We start from the raw sequence: 19,012 nt of genomic DNA, 5'->3' as shown, positions 1-19,012 counted from the left end.
TTCTCGGTTGCGATCGCCCCTATGACCTCTGTCAAATCCTCGAAGGTCAGCCCCGCTTTGGCGGCACTGGTTAACACCATTAAGCAACTGCAACAGCAAGAGCAAATTGGTGGACTCATTGCTCCCTTGGTGAGCTTTGTCCAAGAAATCCTCGGCATGTCCTTTGCTTGGTTGGGACTATACAATGAAGCCGCCAAACAACTCATTGGCCAAGGGGGAACCACGCCCGTTGGCGATCATCCTTTTCTAAAGCAGAAATTGACCCTTGCCGCCGGTAGTCTTCTCGATCAGGTGTTGATCAACCGCAAGCCGATTAGTTTGCCCAGTCTCAAGGAGGAACCCCGCCTAGGCGAGTTACGAGAAGCCGCCACCCGTTTGGGCATTCAAGGCACGGCCATCTATCCCATTGTCCGCCATCGTCAACCCCTCGGCATTCTCATGATCGGTTCTACCACTTGGGGCGATACCCTGCGGGGCGATGATTTGGCCCACATGAGCTTACTGGTGAGTGCTCTTGGGGCGGAATTGGAACGCTTGACCGCGGCAAAACCAGCCCCTGAAACCAAGCAAGCGGCCGCGCCCACAATGACGAGTAATGATCCAGTGCGCCATCTCCTCCAAGAGGCCAGCCGTGCCCCTAGCTTGGGTCAACGCATTGAAGCCCTGTTGCTGGCAGTGCACCAATTCTGTCAACCTCAACGTACCAGCCTCTTTTGGCGAGATTTGGAGCAACCCCTCTATCGGCGGCGCAGTTACACCGTTGGTAAACCCCAGAGCCGCGAGAGCCAGCGGCAACCCTTAGCGATTACACAGCAGGAGTTAGCAGGTTGTTATACTGCCCTTGCCAGCGGCCAAACCGTGAGTGTCAGCGATAGTCAAAGTGTGGTTAGTGCCACTGCACCCTTACGGTTAATGCAAATGCTGAATTGCCGTGCCCTAGTGGCAACCCCGATTCTGGTGGGCACGGATGTCGTGGGCTTTCTCACATTCGAGCGCAGTGAGCCTTACCCTTGGAATGACAATGAAAAGAAACTCCTCCAAGTCACCGCAGAGCTATTGGCCTTGGCAGCCCCCACTGAACGCCTTGAACACCTCTTGGCACAGACCCAGCAGGCCCAAAGCTTGGTGAGTGAGTTGGCGCAAGCCATCTGTGATGAACAGGACTGGAAGCAAGTGCTCCACCATGCGGGCGAAAGGTTAGCGGCAGATTTAGGGGCACAGTGGGTCTTTTTGTTAAGCTACAACTCCCTGACCCAAGTCTTTGATGTCCTGTTTCAGTATCCGGCGCCCCGGGGGCGCGATCGCCATCCGCCCTTCCCGCCCTTACAAAAAATGGATTGGCAACTTCTGGAAACGGCAACCACAGCCATTGCCCTTGAGGACTGTAGCCATGAACTGCGCCTCTACTCTTGGAAAGAGGTTCTCGACAAGCTGCATATCCAGTCCCTTGTGGCAGCAACCACCACCCCCGGCCATTCTTTGGAAGCACTGCTGTTAGTGGGGCGCACTGAACCAACGGCTTGGGGCAAAAGTCAGCAAACCCTTGTACAGGAGGTGGCGCGTACCCTTGGCCTCATTAGCCATCAGTGGCAACTGCAAAACACCAATACGCAGCAGGAGCAAGTGCGATCGGCGATGCTGGCGGGGTTAACGGCACTGCAACGCACCCAAAACTTGGAGCGCATTGAACTGACGGGCTTGCAGCAGCTCATGAACTTAATGCAGGTACCCCTTGTGGCCTTAGTGACTTGGCGACCCGGTCAGACGGTTGGCTCGATTGTCGCGCCGCCCCCTAGCCATCCCAAATTTGCGATTCGCAACGACGCGGAAATTGCCATCTATGAGGATCCGCTGATCCACAGTGCCCTGATGGCCTCCCAAGCCGATGTCACCAGTAATCCCTACACTTGGTTGATTCAAACCACAGCAGCAGAACTAGATCCGCGTACGCGGGAATGGCTCTCAGGGCCAGACATTGGTCAAATTTTGGCGATCGCCCTACGCACTGATCCCGAATACGAACCTTCAGGGGTTCTCATTGTCGCTGATCGTCGCGATCGCCAGTGGTCAACCTTGCACCTAGAGGCCTTCATTACCCTTGTCAACCATTTGGCTTGGGCACACCGCAGTACTTCCCTCATTCAAATGCTCACCCAAGGTTGGCAAACCCTTGAAACCCTCAACTGGTACAAGCACCGTCGCCTTGAACAGGTCTATGGTCAACTTGCGAGTCTCTGCCATCAGCTGATGCAATCGGTTCAGCAACACCCTGAGGCGGCTCCCCTGCTGCGGCGGTTGGGCACGCTCCTGCAAACCCAGTTGGAATCCCTCCATCCCCTCTTGAGCCATGAGGTATGGCAACTGGACAAAACGACTGACACAGCAGGCCTAGCGGTGCTCCTCAAGCGAGTGATGGATCGCATCGAAAATTGGAAGCAGCGCAAACAACTGTGGATTCAAGTTCACAATCAACCTGTCCTCACCCTCAATGGTGACATTAGCAAGCTGGAGTTAATCCTTTATGAGTTGTTGCTTTTTGCCTGCCAGCGATCGCCCTCCCAAGGCCGCATTGACATCTGGTGCCAACAAATTGAAGGCATGGGTCAGGGGGGCAAAATGCAGTCTTGGCTGGAACTGTCAATCACCGACAATGGGGAAATAGAGCCACAGTTACTCATTAAACTGCACCAACTCGAACATCTCGACTGGCTTGCTCCCTCCAGCCTTGATCAGCCCCCCGGACGACACCTCAAAGTCTGCTTTAACCTGTGTCAACGCCTAGGCTATAACCTCGATATGTATAAATTGGAGGATGGCCGTTTCCTGAGTCGTCTGCTCATTCCCCTGAATAGTGGCGACACGGGTACCTTTGAATTGCAATCCTCACAGCCGCGCCAATGACCCCAAGCACGATCGCCCTTCTTGGCCTCCCGAACACGGGTAAATCCACATTTTTCAATCGCATTGCCGCTGCCCGTGCCCATGTAGGCAACTGGCCGGGGATTACGGTGGATCTAATAGAAGCAGAGATCTCCCTCAATGGGGAAATGGTTAAACTGGTGGATTTGCCGGGCATCTACGATCTGGCGGGGACGGCTGCCGATGAAACCCTTGTGCGTGAGTTTTTCCAACGGGTGCCGGTGCGGCTGGTGTTGGTGATTCTCAATGCCAGTCAGATTCAGCATCAATTGCGCTTAGCCCTGCAGGTGAAGGCTTGGGGACTACCAATGGTGGTGCTCCTGAATATGGCCGATGAAGCGCGGCAACTGGGGATTCAGATTGATACCGAGAAATTGAGCGATCGCCTTGGGGTGCCGGTGGTGGCCCTCAGTGCCAAATATGGTGGCGGCTATTGGGAGGCCTATGAAACAATTTGCCATGCCCTCAAAGAGGCACCCGTTCCCCAAGCCCCGCTCTTCAAGCCAACGTTGCCAGAAATTGAACCGGGGGCGATCGCGCCCCTATTGGCGGGCACCGTTACTTTCCCCAGTCGCACCGTTCGCAGACTAACAGAACAGTTGGATCACTGGTTGCTACACCCTTTGTGGGGACTGCCCCTCTTTTTTGCGGGGCTATACCTTGTCTTTCAAGTGGTATGGGTGCTAGGGCTGGGGGTTCAAGGCTGGCTCAGTGATGCGTTTGAGACCTTTCAGGGACAGGTGCTGGCGCCATTCCTCGCGGGGCTGCCCCCCTTGCTCAGCAGTTTGCTCATTGAGGGCATCTATGGCGGTATGACCACGGTGGCAGCGTTTGTGCCCTTAGTCACCATCTTCTTTATTGTGATGGCGATCGTTGAGGATAGTGGCTACCTTGCCCGTGCCGCCTACCTGATGGATGGCCTGATGGCACGCTTGGGTTTAGATGGACGCAGTTTCGTCCTCAGCTTGATGGGCTTTGGCTGCAATGTCCCCGCCCTGATGGCCACCCGCATTATTCGCTCGCCGGGGCTGCGGCTACTGACGATGCTGATCATTCCCTTTTCCCTCTGCTCAGCGCGGCTACAGGTGTTTGTCTTTCTCATTGCCTGTTTGTTTCCCCCGCAGTGGGGGGCAGTCGTCCTGCTGTCTCTCTATGGCTGGAGTATTCTGGCGGCCTTGCTCACTGCCCTCTGTTTTCAGGGCTATTTCCCGAATACGGATCCCTTTTTGCTGGAGTTGCCCCCCTATCGCTGGCCGACGGGGCGACAGGTGATTCTGCGGGCCTGGGGCGAGGTGCAGCATTTTCTCTCGCGAGCCACGGGCTTCATTATGATAGGTGTCTTGGTGGTGTGGGCATTGACCCATTTACCCCTGAATGCAACGCCCTCAAGTCCAGAAACGTGGGCGGGTCAACTGGGGATAGCGCTACAGCCGCTTTTGGCACCGGTGGGCATTACACCTGCCCTGACGATCGCCCTGATTGTCGGCTTTGTGGCCAAGGAGATTGTGATTGGTGCGTTGGCGGTGATCTATCACCTTTCGGGTACCTCGTTACAGCAGGCGATCGCCCAAGATTTAACGCCCCTACAGGCCTACAGCTTTATGCTTTTTACTCTCCTGTACACCCCCTGCTTGAGCACCCTTGCCACCCTCTGGAGTGAATCGAAACGCGGGCAGTTTACGATTTTTGCGACCCTCTATGCCTTGGTGATGGCGTGGGTGGTGAGTGGCAGTGTCTATCAACTGGGGCACTGGTGGGGATGGGGCTAATGGCCACCCTTTGCGGCATTGGCGTAGGGCCGGGGGATCCTGAACTCATTACCCTCAAGGGTTGGCGACGCCTACAGCACGCAAGGGTGATTGCCTTTCCGGCGGGACTACAGGGACGGCGCGGCATTGCCGAGGAGATCATTTCCCCCTACAAAGACCCCCAGCAAATGTATCTGCCCCTCGAATTCCCCTATGTTCTTGCAGAAGATGTCTTAGAACAAGCATGGCAAAAGGCGGCAGAGCAAGTCTATGCCTATCTCGCTCAAGGCATTGATGTGGTCTTTGTCTCTGAGGGGGATGTCAGTTTCTACAGTACGTTTTCCTATCTGGCGGCAGCCGTCCAGAGCCTTGACCCCCATATTGCGATTGAAGTGATTCCGGGAATTTGCTCGCCTTTGGCCGCAGCGGCTAGCTTAGGGGTGCCCCTGACCTTGGGGAGCGATCGCCTAGCGATTTTGCCAGCAATGTACCACGGGGATGACCTCGAGCGGGTGTGGGCATGGGCGGAGGTGGTGGTTTTAATGAAGGTGCGATCGGTCTATGGCCACGTCTGGCATTGGCTCAAGGAACACCACCTCTTGGAACAGGCGGCAGTGGTGAGCTGGGCAACAACCCCTCAACAGCAAATCTACACCCCCCTGACGAACTATCCAGAGTTAACCCTGCCCTACTTTTCGCTGCTCATTGTTTGGCAGCGGCGCCCCATCTTGCAGAATTTCGCGAGTGCTGAAGTCAATCCTATGTACAACAGTACCCAATGATTCTTTATCGGTGCTACGGGGGTGGGCGTCTCCTCACGATAGATCAAGTGGTGTGAATTCTCTTAGCGTGTCTCTGTACCTTCATTTGCATTAGTAGCCGTTTGTTCCACTAAACGAAAGTGCGATATCGTTAAATAAGACTTAACAATCTAGCTTTGGTGTTCATGTCAATCCTAGATGTCCACTCAAATAGTCCTGTAACTGTTGGGCATGGTCGTGGGCGAGATCGGCTAAGGGGAGGTCACTGAGGGGAAAGGCTTGTACTGCACGCACTTCCTTGACATCCAAAACCTGCGGCTCACCGACAACGCGGGCAGCGATCGCGATACACACGGCATGAACACGGGGATCTCGCTTTGGGTCAGAGTAAACCCCCACTAAGCCTTCAAAGCTCTTGAGGCGCAATCCTGTTTCTTCCGCGAGTTCGCGAGCGCCGGTATCGAGAATCGTTTCTCCCCAATCCATCATGCCCCCCGGCAGCGACCATTGACCCGTATCGCGGCGTTGGATCAAAATCAGGCGATCGCCCGCTGTCAAGGCAATCACCGACACCGCCACAAAGGGATGCCGCCAAAATCGCTTTAGGAAAAAACGGACAACTCGCCAAAACCAATTCACGCTTGTAGCTGCTCCAGATCCCAGATCCGCCAGCACTTGCGCCACATGGGCATCGGGCTTCACCCGCCGATAAATAGCCGCAATTTTGCCCGTGGGATCGATGAGAAATGTATCCCGATAAACACCGAGATATTCCTTGCCCATGAACTTTTTCGGGCCATAGCTACCGTAGGCTTGGGCAACGCTGGTGTCCACATCGGCCAGCAGACGAAAGGGCAAGTTAAGCTTTTGCTGAAATTTGGCGTGGGAGGCGACACTATCGGGGCTAATGCCTAGGATAACGACGTTGCGATCGCCCAAGGTGGCACTGACATCGCGGTAAGCACAGGATTCTTTGGTGCAGCTGGGGGTATTGTCACGGGGATAAAAGTAGAGAATCACCCACTGACCTTGAAAGTCAGCCAAACGCACCCGCTCACCCGTAGCATCCGCCAGTTCAAAGGAAGGGGCGATCGCCCCAACGGTCAGGGACATTTCTGAGCAATTTCCAATGGTTGGCCATATCTATCTTCCCCCAGTTTGGCTCCTGCTGTGGTGGCCAAGGGGTGTAGCCTTTAGCCCTCAGAGATAAAGAGGCGAATGAACAGGTACAGCATGAGCTGGCGATAACGATAGAGCAGGAAGGCGATCGCCGGTGTCAGAACCACAAAAAAGCCGTAGAGGCCAACCACCGTTGCTAAATCAGTGTGCAGAAAATCGCGAGCCAAGCGAACAAAATCGTGATCAATGCCCCCTTTGCCCATCAGGTACATCTCTCGAAACACAGGATTAAACTGCAACTGCCAAGCAAAGCGCATATTAAAAAACACAATGAAAAACCCCACCATACCGTAGAGGGGACGTTCAATGGGATAGCGGCAGCCCCAACCACTGAGGGCACGGTAGAGAAAAATGACGGCAAAAATGAGTTCAAAGCCATGCCCCATCGCTACAAAGAGCATTTCATGGACTGGACTAAAGGCCACAAGGGTATAAAGCAGCGTAAAGACCCCAAGGCAAATAAGGGTCAGCCGATTGTGACGGTAGAAATAGGCCAAGGCCAGCAATCCCGTATAAATGAGCAGGACGATGCCGCCCGCGCGATCGCCATGGAGAGTGACGCCACCACCGTAGCGAAAATCAAAGGCGGGAACCGCTGGATAGCCAAAGAGCCACGCCATTACTGCATGACCCATTTCGTGGACAAGGGTAATCAGCGGACTGAGCAAAAACGTCACCTGCTCTGACGTAAGAAGAAGGAGTGATAGACCCAACCCCGCCGCGATCACTTGCCAATCTTTAGTGCTGAGGGGTTGGACAGGAATGCCAAACTCTTCCTTGCGAGGAGGAGAAGGGAGGGAGAGAGTCTGACGTAGATGCTCCCCCTTGGCAAGGCGTTGTAACTCATGGCGACTGGTGAGATCAAGCACCGCTTCCCAGAGTTCATGGCTGTCTTGGCAAACCGTGATCAGGATGCTGCTGTGGGCATAGCTTGGCCAGTGGATCAGTTCGCGAGCGAGTAGTGTGAGCACAATTGCAGTCGGGACACTCGTTGGACACTGCAGGCGCAACAAGAGACATTCGCGCCGCTGGTTTACGGTCACTGCGATTTCTTTAGGGGCAAGTGCCGCTTCTAGGAGGGCTTGAATGGCCTCGAGATCTCCTGTGGCAGCCGCTGGGCGCAGGGAGGAGCGGGTCATGATCTACTCCGATTCCAGTCGGCGTAACCATTCGCGATCGATGGCTTCCGATTGGGCGAGTTCCTGCTCCACTAAATCTTGATCGGAGCGATAGATGACATCCTGTTCACGGATTTGCCGCTGCTGGGCATAGGCTTGAGCTGCCCGTACTTTGGCACGCAACTGCGGTGTGGGATTGGCCAGAATATTGGCGTAGTGGTAGCGGCGGGCATTGCGATCGCGAATGCGTTGATTTTGCCACAGTAACCAGTAGTACCGCCCCAAGGGAATACCCAAAAAGCCAATACCATAGCCCAGCAAAATCCAAAAGATGGAGGCCACAAAGGCCACCAGCCCCCCCAGTTCTTGGGCGATCGCCCCATCTCCCAAGAGGTACCACAGCATCAGCGCCCCGATCAGATTGACACAGCCCAAGCCAATGGCCACCATAATTTGCCAAGCGGGTGCCCGACTAAAGCGCCAGAGCTGTTCTTCCAAGATGGGGGGAAGCGTCTGCCGTTGACCTTTGCGAGTTTGAGCCGTCGTTTGTAACTCAGGAAAGCGATAGATAATCTGCCCTGTCTCTGTGACTTCGGGGCGACCGTTAAAGTGGGTGAGCACCGGCAGCATATACCACTCATCATCCCCCGGATCTGTTTCTAAATCGAGATAGGGGGCAATTTGCTCTGCCGTGACTGCCCCGCCATTGTTGCGGATCACTTGGCCAATGAGTTGCCAGCGGCGTTCTTCGAGGTCGGCATTGGGATTGCCATCGCCAAAGAGGAAAGAATAGACCCCCTCAAAGAAGTTCATTTCCTCGTCATTGTCCTGTGACCGGGGGCGCGATCGCTGGGGAGAAGGATCGCCAAAGAAATACCAAAAGTCGGGAAAGACCCAAACATTGATGCCACCGCCCCCCCAAGAGCCGCCTTGGCCGCGATCCTCACCATCTCGCCCTTGACTAGAAAGGGCAATCAAAATGATGGCGATCGCCAGAAAAATCAGAACTATCGAAACAATGAGAAAAATGCCAAAGGAAATGCGAATCAGATAGAAAACAACACCCCAAACCCGCTGCGCCACCGCCCGCAGTCGCAGTTGCCAGTATTTTGCTTGCAGGATACTGCGAAAATTTCTTGGGAAGACGTAGGCAATATCGCCACTTTCGGCCACTTGTAGCGTGCCGCCAACATCGGCAGCTAAGGCCATTAATCCTTTTTCAGCCGTTTGCAGTGGTAATCCCACCGTACCCGCCACATCCCCTGCGGTCACTCGGTACCCCAGTGTTTCTACAGCTTGCATTAGGCGGCGATCGACCGTCATGTTTGCCTCCCTTTTCGGCAAAAGGCCTCCTGTTCCACCCTAACGTTTTCCTACGGGTCTTGGCGAGACAAAAAAGAACCCACCCCAAGGGCAGGTTCACAGCACGGATCAGTCTGAGACAGAGGGGCGATTAGCCCACCGCTTCAAAATACACTTTGGATTTGACAGGGTCAGGGTTCATCGTTTTGTCGCCGGGTTGCCAGCCCGCAGGGCAGACTTCGTCGGGGTGAGCTTGGACGTATTGAATCGCTTGTAGCACCCGCAGGGTCTCATCAACGTTGCGGCCAAAGGCCAAGTTATTGATCGTTGCGTGTTGGATGATCCCTTCTTTGTCAATGATGAAGAGACCCCGCAGTGCCACCCCTTCCTCGGTCAGCACGTTGTAGGCGGTGCTGATTTCTTTTTTCAGGTCAGACACGAGGGGATATTTGAGATCGCCCACACCACCAGCTTTGCGATCCATTTGCGTCCACGCCAAGTGGGAGAACTGGCTATCCACAGACACGCCAAGGATTTCGGTGTTTAGTTTGGCGAATTCATCGTAGCGATCGCTAAAAGCGACAATTTCTGTGGGGCAAACAAACGTGAAATCCAAAGGATAGAAGAACAAAACAACGTATTTACCGCGATAGTCCGAGAGCTTGACGGTTTTGAACTCTTGATCATAGACAGCAACTGCTTCAAAATCAGGGGCAGGTTGACCCACGCGCAGACAGTGAGACATAGCAAACCTCGTACTTTTAGCAACGACCAATTAACAGGGCTGTTTACATTTTTTAACAGCTATGCCTACTATATCATACTCATAACGGTTTTGATTATGAAATAGCCGATCGCTGCCACCGTTGCTCAAGGAAGCGGGAGAGCCGTGACAGAGGAAAACAGAGGGCAAAGTAGAACATCGCACCCAAGACATAGATAAAGAGCTTCCGCTGCGGATCGGTCATGGGATTGGCAAAGGTGCTCGTCATATTGCTCGTCATATTTTGCAGTTCGGGCACGCCAATCACCACCAGGAGGGCGCAGTCCTGCATCAGCGTAATGAAGTTATTGGTAAAGGCAGGCAGGATAATCAAAATGGCTTGGGGCAGGATAATCCGCCATAGAGTTTGCCGACCCGAGAGGCCAAGGCTGAGGCTGGCTCCCGTTTGTCCTTTGGGAACCCCCTCTAGGCCACTGCGAAAGACCTTACTCAAATAGGCACCATAGTTAAAGCCCAAGCCAAGAATGCCGTAGAAAATCTAGTTAAAAAGCGGCGGCACCAAGCGGTTGCTTTGCAGCACGCTCATGACATCAAAGGCAATTTGCCGAGGATCAAAACCCCATTGACTCAAGAGCCCACCAATGCCAAAGCCCCACACCAGCAGTTGCACCAAGGTTGGGGTACCGCGCACAAATTCAATGTAAACTGTACTCAGCTAGCGCAATGGCGGGACAGGATACAACCTCGCCTAGGTGGCGATCGCCCCCAAAATCACGGCCAAGAGCAAACTAAAGACTGAGATCAAATAGGCACACCAAAAAGATGCCATTGAGCCATTTTGCCCAAGGAGGAATAAACGGTGCCACCTGCTGCATGCTTAGAAAACCGCAATTTTTCTCAGGATGATGGTACCACCCCATTTATTGGTGAACCATTGACCCCACCACCCTCAGAAAAGTAGGCCAAAAATTCCTGATTGCCCGCAGGCCCTAAAATCGGCGAAGGAGTCACACCGTGGCACTGCCACCCCAACGCTTCGGCGGCGGCAATCACCTGATCCACGGCTTCTTGACGCGCCTTGGCATCGCGCACCACACCATGTTTGCCGAGGCGATCGCGCCCCACCTCAAACTGTGGCTTAATTAGCGCAATCAAGTCTCGCGGCGGCAGCAGTAATTCCCATAGGGCGGGTAAAACTTTAGTCAGGGAAATAAAAGAGACATCCACCACGCCGAGATCGGGGCGGGGCGCATCGTCAGTGTAGAGATCAGTGGGGGTTAAATAGCGCAGGTTGGTGCGTTCCCTGAGGATAACGCGCGGGTCTTGGCGCAGTTTCCAATCCACTTGGCCATAGCCGACATCAATGCCATAGACCCGTTTGGCGCCCGCTTGCAACAGACAATCCGTAAAGCCGCCCGTGGAAATACCGCCATCTAAACACACGCGATCGCGCACCACCACAGGAAAGACCCCTAGGGCATGGGCAAGTTTTTCACCCCCCCGCGAAACATAGGCGGCTTTTGCCTTCACTTGAATCGTGGCATCCACTGCCACCAGCGTGCCCGGCTTATCAATGGGGACATGGTTTACCTGCACTTCCCCAGCGCGAATCCAACGTTGTGCCTGTTGGCGGCTCTCACACAGGTGCCGCTCCACCAGAAGACTATCCAAGCGTTGCTTTCGGGGACTCATTGATCTTTTGGTGCTTTCTGCAGGGGGGCAAAGGCAAAGAGCTGGTTGACATCAAGGATTAACCCGCGCAACTGGGGTTGGGCAAAGAGGGTGGTTTCACTCTGCCACAGGGGCAAAAAGGCCACGGCCTCGGCATTGAGTTCCTGAAGCTGACGCAATAGTACCCCACGGCGTTGGGGATTAGCCTCACGGCGACTGGCAACAATGAGATCATTGGCCTCAGGGCTATAGAAAAACGACCCCCACGCCGCACTGGCACCACTTTCACAGCCTGTTTCCACAGAACCATGCTCGCAACTCAGGAAAGGTTCAAGGTAATTGTCAGCATCGTAAAAATCACCATACCAATCGAGCAAGACCAAGGGGTAAGCCCCACTGTCTAAATTGCGGTAGATCGTAGCCGAGTCAGCGCTGTCCAATTGCACCTGCACGCGATCGCCCAAATCCCGCTCTAGTGAAGCTTTAAGAACCGTTGCCGCCAGCACATTACTGGGAACATTGGCACGGTACCAGAGATTGATGACGAGGGGTTGCTGCGCTGAAATAGAGGTCTTGGCTAGCCAGTGAGCTATTTGAGCGGCGTCTCCATCTCCATAGCGATCGCGAAAAATCGGCTCACTCTCAGGAAATAAACTCGGCACCAGCGAGTACAGGGGTTTTGCTTCCCCCAAAAAGACCCGTTCCGCGAGGCGTTGACGATTGACACTGGCCGCCAAAACCTGCCGCGCTGCCAATTGATCCCAAGGGGGTTGGCGCAAATTAATGCTTAGGACAGTGACAGCGTTACCTGCCCCGGTAATGACCTGCCAGTGCTTTGTTGCCGCTTGAGTCTTGAGGGCGCGAATTTGATTGGGATCGAGCGCACCGATCGCCACATCCACTGCCCCCGTGCGAAAGGCATTGTAGAGATTAGCGCTACTGGAAAAGATTTGCAGGCGAATCCCCGTATTTTGGGGCTTGGTTCCCCAATAATCGGCAAAGGGTTCAAGGCGTACCCCATCGGTACCGTAGGCCGCTAAACGGTAAGGGCCTGTGCCCACAAATTGCGTCGGCAAAAAGCGATCGCCCGCTGCACCATAGGCTGTCGGCGAAACGGCACACAAGCCACTAAAGGCCAGTAAATGGGGAAAAGCCACAAAGGGTTCCTTGAGGCGAATTTCCAGTAAGTCCTCCGCGATCGCCTGAATTTCTTTAACGCGCCCGGCCAAGAGGGAGGCGGGTTGGCCACCACTATTCATAAATCGCTCAAGGGAAAAGGCCATGGCGGCTGCATTAAACGGTGTGCCATCGTGGAAGCGAACCCCCCGCCGCAGGGGAATGCGGTAAGTCAGGCCATCCTCGCTCACTTCAGGTAGCGCTGTGGCCAGTTGGGGAATGAGGTCTTTGCCTTCGTAGGTATAGAGGCGATCGCCCAAATTCAACAGCAGCAGTCCCGCCAAATTTTCGTAGGCATCAGCGGGGTCTAGGGTGCGCAGGCGAGCCGTGGTACCAATGACAATACTGTCATCCCCTGGGCGAGGCTCATCACCGCCACAGGCAACCAGCAGCAGGCTCAACAACAGTACCAGACATCCCCACAGTAGCCGTCGTGTCACGGATACACCCGCTCGGTACATCATCCACTAGAATAAAGGGCGAGCGATGGGACTCGAACCCACGAATGGTGGAACCACAATCCACTGCCTTAACCGCTTGGCTACGCTCGCCATGCTTCCTGAGCTAGTCCTCTAGCATAGCATAGAGAACTCTCTTATGAAAGTGCCTCTCCTTTCCCAAGTCATGGCACGCCCTCTTTGGTGGGGCGGTGGCGCCTTCTTGCTCTTGGGGATCATTGCGGCGGTTCTGACGAATCCCACCCCTGCCGACTATCAACGCCGCGCCGCAGCGGAAATCAATACCTTCCTTTTGACTCAAGTGTGTCCAGAGATCATCAATCGCGATAGCGCGATCGCCATGGTGGCTTTGGAAGTCTGCGATCAACTGGAATCCCGCCCAGCAGAAGACATCGAACGCTACATCGCCTACAACACCCAATCCTATAACCTTGGCGTTGCCACCCTCTTTGTGACAGAGTTGCCCATTGACACCGTCTGGAGCCTCGGCCTCTTTGGTCAAATCATTCCCCTCAGACTGTAAGCTTCCTCTCTCCCTGATTTCAGCAGCAGGTGCAAAATGCAAATACCCATTTCCCCAGACCTCTGCTTGGCAGCAGGGTTGCTTTTAGAACCAGTGGCGTTCGCCAGCTAGTGAGCCTTCGGCAGGGGGCGGGAAAGACTATGCCAAAATATATCAACAACCACAGAAACCAGTAAAACGTAATTACCATGATTGGGAAAACCCTTGGCGGGCGCTACAAATTGATTCGAGTTTTAGGGGCTGGGAACTTTGGCCAAACGTTTCTCGCTGAGGATATTCACCGTCCCATTCGTGCCAAGTGTGTGGTTAAGTACCTGCGCCCCGCCCGTACGGATGCGGCCTTTCTCCCTTTGGCGCGATCGCTCTTTCAGCGGGAGGCACAAATTCTAGAGCGGCTGGGCAGTCACGAGCAAATCCCCCGCCTCCTTGCCTACTTTGAGGAAGACAACGAATTTTACCTTGTCCAAGACTTCATTGAGGGTCAAGTCCTACGGCACGAATTGTTGCCGGGCTGTGCGTGGTCAGAGGCACGGGTGATGGCGTTGCTCCAAGATGCCCTGCGGGTTTTGGCCTTTGTGCATCAATGTGGTGTTATCCACCGCGATATTAAACCCGATAATCTGATTCGTCGCCAATCGGATCACCGCTTAGTGCTCATTGATTTTGGGGCAGTGAAGGAGATGGGGGTCTCCATTGGTGGCGGTACCTTGGTGGGAGAGACCAATCCACAGACAATTGCCATTGGCACACCAGGGTATATGGCCCCAGAGCAAGCCCAAGGGCGTCCGCGTCCGGCCAGCGATCTCTATGCCTTGGGGATGGTGGCGGTACAGGCATTGACGGGGTTGAGTCCTCTGCAACTCACCCAAGACCCCTACGGCTGTTGGTGTTGGCAAGCTGCTGAACCAGTCAGCGATCGCCTAGTGCAGTTTGTCAATAAACTAATTCACCCTTCTCCCTACGAGCGCTTTACCACGGCTACCGATGCCCTTGCCAGCCTGCAACAGGTGGAGGTGCCCAAATCCTTTTGGTTTCGCCTTGGCAAATTTCTCAAAACTCCTGTTCAAGACCTCTGGCGATCGCCCGAAGGGCGCGCTGCGCGATCGCCAAAGGCAGGTGGGGGTGCTTCTACAGTGCCGCCCCGTCCACTACCCGCTGTTGCCACGCTGCCGCCGCAAGCCACCGAACCGAAACCAGTGTCCTCTCCAGCGGCAGCCACCGCCGCCCTTTCCAACCAAGGTCGCCATGTTTTTATCAGTCACTCCAGTGACGGCACCGATTTGCAGTTGGCCAGTGCCCTCCAAGAGGTGTTGCAAAAAGCGGGTCACCAACCCTTTATGGCCAGCCAAAGTATCCGCCTTGGGGAGGCATGGGCACAGCGGATTGATCAGGAGCTAAAGCGGTGTGATTTCTTTGTTCTGTTGCTCTCGCAAACGGCGGCACAAAGTGAGATGGTGCTTGAGGAAGTCCGCACGGTCAAACAGTTGCAAGCCCAACGGGGCGATCGCCGTCCCTTTATCTTGCCTGTGCGGGTCAATTTTCCCCTTGATATGCCTTTGAACTATGAGTTGCGGGGCTACCTGCATCGCCTACAACAGCGCTTCTGGCGATCGCCAGCGGACACCGACACCCTGCTGCAAGAGATTCTCGACTTGGTGAATGCGACCACTGCCCCTGTAGCCACCAGTAGCGATGCCGTCCAAGAAACCATTGCTGAATCTGCGCAAATTGGCACATTGGTGGGTGATGGTGCGCCTGTTCCCGTGGCTGAGCCAGAACTCCCAGAAGGGCAGGTGGAAGTGGCCTCGGCATTTTATATTGAGCGCCCCCCCATCGAGCAACGCTGTCGCGAAACCCTCTTGCAACCCGGCTCCCTGATTCGCATCAAAGCCCCCCGCCAAATGGGCAAAACCTCACTCATGGCACGGCTGCTGTACCGCGCCACCCAAGAGGGCTATGGCACTGTTCCCCTCAGTTTCCAACTGGCAGATGCCCAAGTCTTCAGTGATTTAGAAAAACTCCTGCGCTGGCTTTGTGCCAGTGTCGGGCGGCGATTAGGGCTAGAAAACCGCCTCAATGAGTATTGGGATGACATTTTTGGCAGTAAATACAACTGCACTACCTATTTTGAGGAGTATCTCTTACCCAATTGCCAAAAACCGGGGACGCAATTTGAGAGTCGCCCGCTTGTCCTCGGTCTAGACGAAGTGGATCGGGTGTTTGAATATCCGAAAGTGGCCAGTGACTTCTTTGGCCTGTTGCGGGCATGGCATGAAGAGGGCAAAAACCGCGATATTTGGCGTAATCTCCGTCTAATTGTGGTTCATGGTACGGAGGTCTATATTCCCCTAGACATTAATCAGTCCCCCTTTAACGTTGGCTTAGCCATTGATCTGCCGGAATTCAACCAAGAACAAATTGCTGAGTTGTGTCGCCTCCACGGCTTGAGTCTGTCAGAGGAGCAGCTTCAAGACCTGCAGCACTTGGTGGGAGGTCATCCCTATCTGATTCGTCTGAGCCTCTATCACCTCGCCCGCCAAGATCTGACATGGCAGGAGCTAATGACCAATGCGGCCTCAGAAACGGGGTTATATCGGGATCACCTGCGGCGACAGTGGTGGCATCTCCAGCAGCAGGCAGACCTAGTGCCTGCTTTTAGGAACATTTTGCAAGTGGAGAGTGGCAGTGTCGTGGACAGCACTGTTGGCTTTAAGCTCCACAGTTTGGGACTGATTACCCTAGAGGGAAATTTAGCTAAGGTGCGCTGTGATCTTTACCGCCGCTATTTTGGCGATCGCCTGCATTAGTTGACCAAACCATGGGCAGGACAGGTAGCGGTTGTGTGAGCAACAACTCCCTTGCTAAGCTAAAGAAGGAGGGGTTCGGTTATCCGCCAATGACTCTCACCGGTCTCGGATCTGTATCCCGCTGCCCAGTTATGCTTCGCGGGTTGTGCCGTCTATGACGTTGATGTACGTTGCGCCTCAATGGCAAACCCTAGCATTTCCCTCAACGCTTTTTCTCCAACCCATCCTAGACATTCTACTCAGTGATCTTCCCCCCCAGTACAAAGATGAAATTAGGCTAGGCCTCCAAGAAGCCCTCGTCAATGCGGCTCGCCACGGCAATCAACTCAATCCCGAAAAGCTGGTTTTTGTGCGTTATACCTTCTTCCCCGATCAATGCTGGTGGGTGATTACGGATCAGGGGGACGGTTTCTCACCGCCGAGTAATGTTTCTGAGACCGCTGATGAGTTGTTGCCAGCCGCCGACTGTGAATGTGGTCGGGGATTGTTTTTGATCTATGCCATCTTTGATGAGGTCTATTGGAACCCCAAAGGAACCGAATTAAGTCTATGTAAGTACCTCACCTGAACGGATCACAGCCGCTAGAGGGGAATAACATCAACCCAGTGGCGATACTGTGGCTCCCGTCCTTCAACGATCGCCTGTAGTTGTTTTTGCAGTTGGCGTGTCAGGGGGCGATCGCTGGGCAGCGTGTAGGTCTCAATGCGACTGACGGGCACAATTCGCGCAGCCGTACCCGTTAAAAAGACCTCATCGGCAATCAAAAGTTCCGTACGATCCACAGGCCGCTCAATCACCTTGACACCAGCCGCCTGCGCTAGCTCAATGACACTGCGGCGGGTAATGCCCTCAAGAATGTCTTGATCCACGCTCGGCGTAATCAATTGCCCATCCCGCACCAAGAAGAGATTCATTCCCGACGCTTCGCAGACTTTCCCTTGGTCATTGAGGAGAATCGCCTCATCAAAGCCGGAGGAAACAGCCTCTGTTTTTGCCAGTGCCGAGACAATATAGGAAGTGGTCAACTTGCCCCGTAGGGGAAACGAGCGATCGCACTGCCGCTGCCATGAACTAATGCGACAGGTAACGCCTGCAGCTGACAGGTAATCGCCAAGGGGCATGCCGTAAATAAGAAAATCCTTCTCAATGTCATGGAGCCGTGGTGCAATGCCCAGCCCAGAGGTATAGACCAAAGGGCGAATATAGAAGGGCACGCTAGGTTGGTTTTTTTGCACCCATGCAACAATTTTCGACTTAATCTCGCTGGTGGGCAATTCATAGCCGAGATAGTGGGCACTGCGACTCAGGCGACGACAGTGATCCTCCAGACGAAAGAGGAGAATTTCCCTAGCGTTGGCCGGATTAGGGAGACCGCGCAAGCCTCCTAGTGCCGCTGTTCCGTAGTGAAGGGCATGGGTGGCCACGGAAATTTTGGCCTCTGCAAAGGGCACAAACTGACCGTTGAGATAGGCGTAGGGGAGAAAGTCACTCATGCGTCAATGGGAAGCGTTGACAAAGGACAGATGCAACCAAAGATCAGCTGCAGTCTCAATAGTCTAACATTTTGGCTTAACGCTCAAAAAACTAGGGCAACGGCTCCTCTGAGGTGATCTCTTCAATGCTAGACACCTGTAGGACTAAACGAAAAGGGCGATTCATCCGCTGTTGGATAAACTCTTCCATGAGTGCCACCTGTTTTGGGGTGACCGGCTCGCGGGCACGCACATTCACCCGAATCACGGGTGGGTTACTGACCCAATTCGTTTCCATACCTAACAGATCGAGGCGTTGAAATGTCAGCGTTCCTCGAGTCAGTGCCTCTCGTACTTGCTGTTGCAACCGTGCTTGTTCAATGAGCCGACTGAAGCTAATGGCGAGGGGAATCACCAACAGAGCGGTGAGGGCAGCGGCAATGGTGAGGGGACGGCGCCCTTGATGCAAAGGGATATAGCCAACAATGACAAAAACTACCATGCAGGCCAGCGTAATTCCTAGCAGGTTTGTGAAATATAGCAGCGTTGCCCCCACACTCAGACTCGTATTCAACTGCGCTATCCCAAGGCCAACGGTGCAAACGGGCGGCATGAGCGCAACGGCGATCGCTGTCCCCGCCAAGGTGTTTGAAACACGGGGTTCCGCCACCGCATAGGCACTCACGGCACCTGCAGCCACCGCAATACCCAAGTCCAGCAGATTGGGTTGGGAGCGAGCCATGATCTCACTGCCATAGACCTCAAGACCCACCATGACACCAATTGTCCAAGACATGCCAATGGCCATGAGGGTGCCGACAATCAAGGCAATCGCTGCCTCACGAAACATCTTGAAGTCGCCAATGAGAGCGGCTAAGGCCAATCCGCGAATCGGCAGCATCAGCGGTGCAATCACCATCGCCCCAATAATCACAGCGGCACTGTTGGCGAGCAAACCAAATGTGGCGATCGCGCAGGAAGTAACAATCAAGACCACATAGGGAACATTCAAATGGGATTCAGCATACAGTATCCGAATCAATTGATTGAGGCTTTCTGGCGTACGGCGGTGATAGCGGAAGGCTTGAACCTGATGCAACCAATGGGCAAGGAGTTCTTTCATGGACAACCTTGTACAGTCACTTATACGCAA

16 protein-coding genes and 1 tRNA gene are annotated in these 19,012 nt (G+C 54.2%); 6 read left to right on the top strand and 11 right to left on the bottom strand.

Going from position 1 to position 19,012, the window contains the following annotated elements:
* The first annotated feature begins 21 nt into the window (after positions 1 to 21).
* The 3 genes from RHH27_RS03760 to RHH27_RS03750 are packed head-to-tail and all read left to right on the top strand — an operon-like array spanning position 22 to position 5,449.
* Complete coding sequence (locus RHH27_RS03760) at positions 22 to 2,901, top strand: GAF domain-containing protein (protein WP_302678888.1); 2,880 nt, start codon at positions 22 to 24, stop codon at positions 2,899 to 2,901.
* The gene (feoB, locus tag RHH27_RS03755; RefSeq protein ID WP_302678887.1) at positions 2,898 to 4,688 is read left to right on the top strand and encodes a ferrous iron transport protein B; all 1,791 of its coding nucleotides are present in this window, start codon (positions 2,898 to 2,900) and stop codon (positions 4,686 to 4,688) included. Before RHH27_RS03760 ends, feoB begins: the two co-directional genes overlap by 4 nt.
* Complete coding sequence (locus tag RHH27_RS03750; RefSeq protein ID WP_206201601.1) at positions 4,679 to 5,449, top strand: precorrin-2 C(20)-methyltransferase; 771 nt, start codon at positions 4,679 to 4,681, stop codon at positions 5,447 to 5,449. The genes feoB and RHH27_RS03750 overlap by 10 nt, the downstream gene beginning before the upstream one ends.
* Before the next feature lie 162 nt (positions 5,450 to 5,611).
* Here RHH27_RS03750 and bcp read toward each other — a convergent pair whose 3' ends face one another.
* The 9 genes from bcp to RHH27_RS03705 form a co-directional block, all read right to left on the bottom strand.
* The gene (bcp, locus tag RHH27_RS03745) at positions 5,612 to 6,541 is read right to left on the bottom strand and encodes a thioredoxin-dependent thiol peroxidase (RefSeq protein ID WP_310742758.1); all 930 of its coding nucleotides are present in this window, start codon (positions 6,539 to 6,541) and stop codon (positions 5,612 to 5,614) included.
* Between the two features lie 80 nt (positions 6,542 to 6,621).
* Positions 6,622 to 7,746: a hypothetical protein gene (locus RHH27_RS03740; protein ID WP_302678886.1), complete on the bottom strand. Its 1,125-nt coding sequence runs from the start codon at positions 7,744 to 7,746 to the stop codon at positions 6,622 to 6,624.
* 3 nt (positions 7,747 to 7,749) lie between these two features.
* A complete protein-coding gene (locus RHH27_RS03735) occupies positions 7,750 to 9,048 on the bottom strand; it encodes a hypothetical protein (protein WP_302678885.1) in 1,299 nt (432 codons plus the stop codon).
* Between the two features lie 130 nt (positions 9,049 to 9,178).
* Positions 9,179 to 9,772 carry a peroxiredoxin gene (locus RHH27_RS03730; RefSeq protein ID WP_206201119.1) on the bottom strand — a complete coding sequence of 198 codons (594 nt, stop codon included), beginning with the start codon at positions 9,770 to 9,772 and terminating at the stop codon, positions 9,179 to 9,181.
* A 94-nt stretch (positions 9,773 to 9,866) separates the two neighbouring features.
* A complete protein-coding gene (locus RHH27_RS03725; RefSeq protein ID WP_302678884.1) occupies positions 9,867 to 10,268 on the bottom strand; it encodes an ABC transporter permease subunit in 402 nt (133 codons plus the stop codon).
* A gap of 21 nt (positions 10,269 to 10,289) precedes the next feature.
* The gene (locus tag RHH27_RS03720; protein ID WP_302678883.1) at positions 10,290 to 10,442 is read right to left on the bottom strand and encodes a hypothetical protein; all 153 of its coding nucleotides are present in this window, start codon (positions 10,440 to 10,442) and stop codon (positions 10,290 to 10,292) included.
* A 206-nt stretch (positions 10,443 to 10,648) separates the two neighbouring features.
* Positions 10,649 to 11,443, bottom strand: coding sequence for a TlyA family RNA methyltransferase (locus RHH27_RS03715; protein WP_302678882.1), 795 nt, complete (start codon positions 11,441 to 11,443; stop codon positions 10,649 to 10,651).
* A complete protein-coding gene (locus RHH27_RS03710) occupies positions 11,440 to 13,062 on the bottom strand; it encodes an ABC transporter substrate-binding protein (protein WP_399373209.1) in 1,623 nt (540 codons plus the stop codon). The genes RHH27_RS03715 and RHH27_RS03710 overlap by 4 nt, the downstream gene beginning before the upstream one ends.
* A 14-nt stretch (positions 13,063 to 13,076) precedes the next feature.
* Positions 13,077 to 13,149, bottom strand: a tRNA-His gene (locus tag RHH27_RS03705).
* 46 nt (positions 13,150 to 13,195) lie between these two features.
* On the opposite strand from RHH27_RS03705, the gene RHH27_RS03700 reads away from it, so the two are divergent.
* The 3 genes from RHH27_RS03700 to RHH27_RS03690 all read left to right on the top strand — a co-directional run bounded on the left by RHH27_RS03700 (position 13,196) and on the right by RHH27_RS03690 (position 16,954).
* Entirely contained in the window at positions 13,196 to 13,579 is a 384-nt protein-coding gene (locus RHH27_RS03700; RefSeq protein WP_302676776.1) for a DUF4359 domain-containing protein, read from the top strand.
* A gap of 188 nt (positions 13,580 to 13,767) precedes the next feature.
* Positions 13,768 to 16,386, top strand: coding sequence for an AAA-like domain-containing protein (locus tag RHH27_RS03695; protein ID WP_302678880.1), 2,619 nt, complete (start codon positions 13,768 to 13,770; stop codon positions 16,384 to 16,386).
* Between the two features lie 163 nt (positions 16,387 to 16,549).
* Entirely contained in the window at positions 16,550 to 16,954 is a 405-nt protein-coding gene (locus RHH27_RS03690; protein ID WP_255521495.1) for an ATP-binding protein, read from the top strand.
* 14 nt (positions 16,955 to 16,968) lie between these two features.
* Here RHH27_RS03690 and RHH27_RS03685 read toward each other — a convergent pair whose 3' ends face one another.
* Positions 16,969 to 17,880 carry a branched-chain amino acid transaminase gene (locus RHH27_RS03685; RefSeq protein ID WP_206201112.1) on the bottom strand — a complete coding sequence of 304 codons (912 nt, stop codon included), beginning with the start codon at positions 17,878 to 17,880 and terminating at the stop codon, positions 16,969 to 16,971.
* A 91-nt stretch (positions 17,881 to 17,971) separates the two neighbouring features.
* Positions 17,972 to 18,982 (bottom strand): DUF389 domain-containing protein, encoded by a 1,011-nt coding sequence (locus tag RHH27_RS03680; protein ID WP_206201111.1) that lies wholly within the window; start codon positions 18,980 to 18,982, stop codon positions 17,972 to 17,974.
* Positions 18,983 to 19,012: the final 30 nt, after the last annotated feature.

The sequence above is a fragment of the Thermosynechococcus sp. PP555 genome (assembly GCF_031583225.1).
Lineage (GTDB): Bacteria > Cyanobacteriota > Cyanobacteriia > Thermosynechococcales > Thermosynechococcaceae > Thermosynechococcus.
The sequence above is the reverse complement of the archived record's forward strand: the minus strand, read 5'-3'. Positions and strand labels throughout refer to the sequence as shown.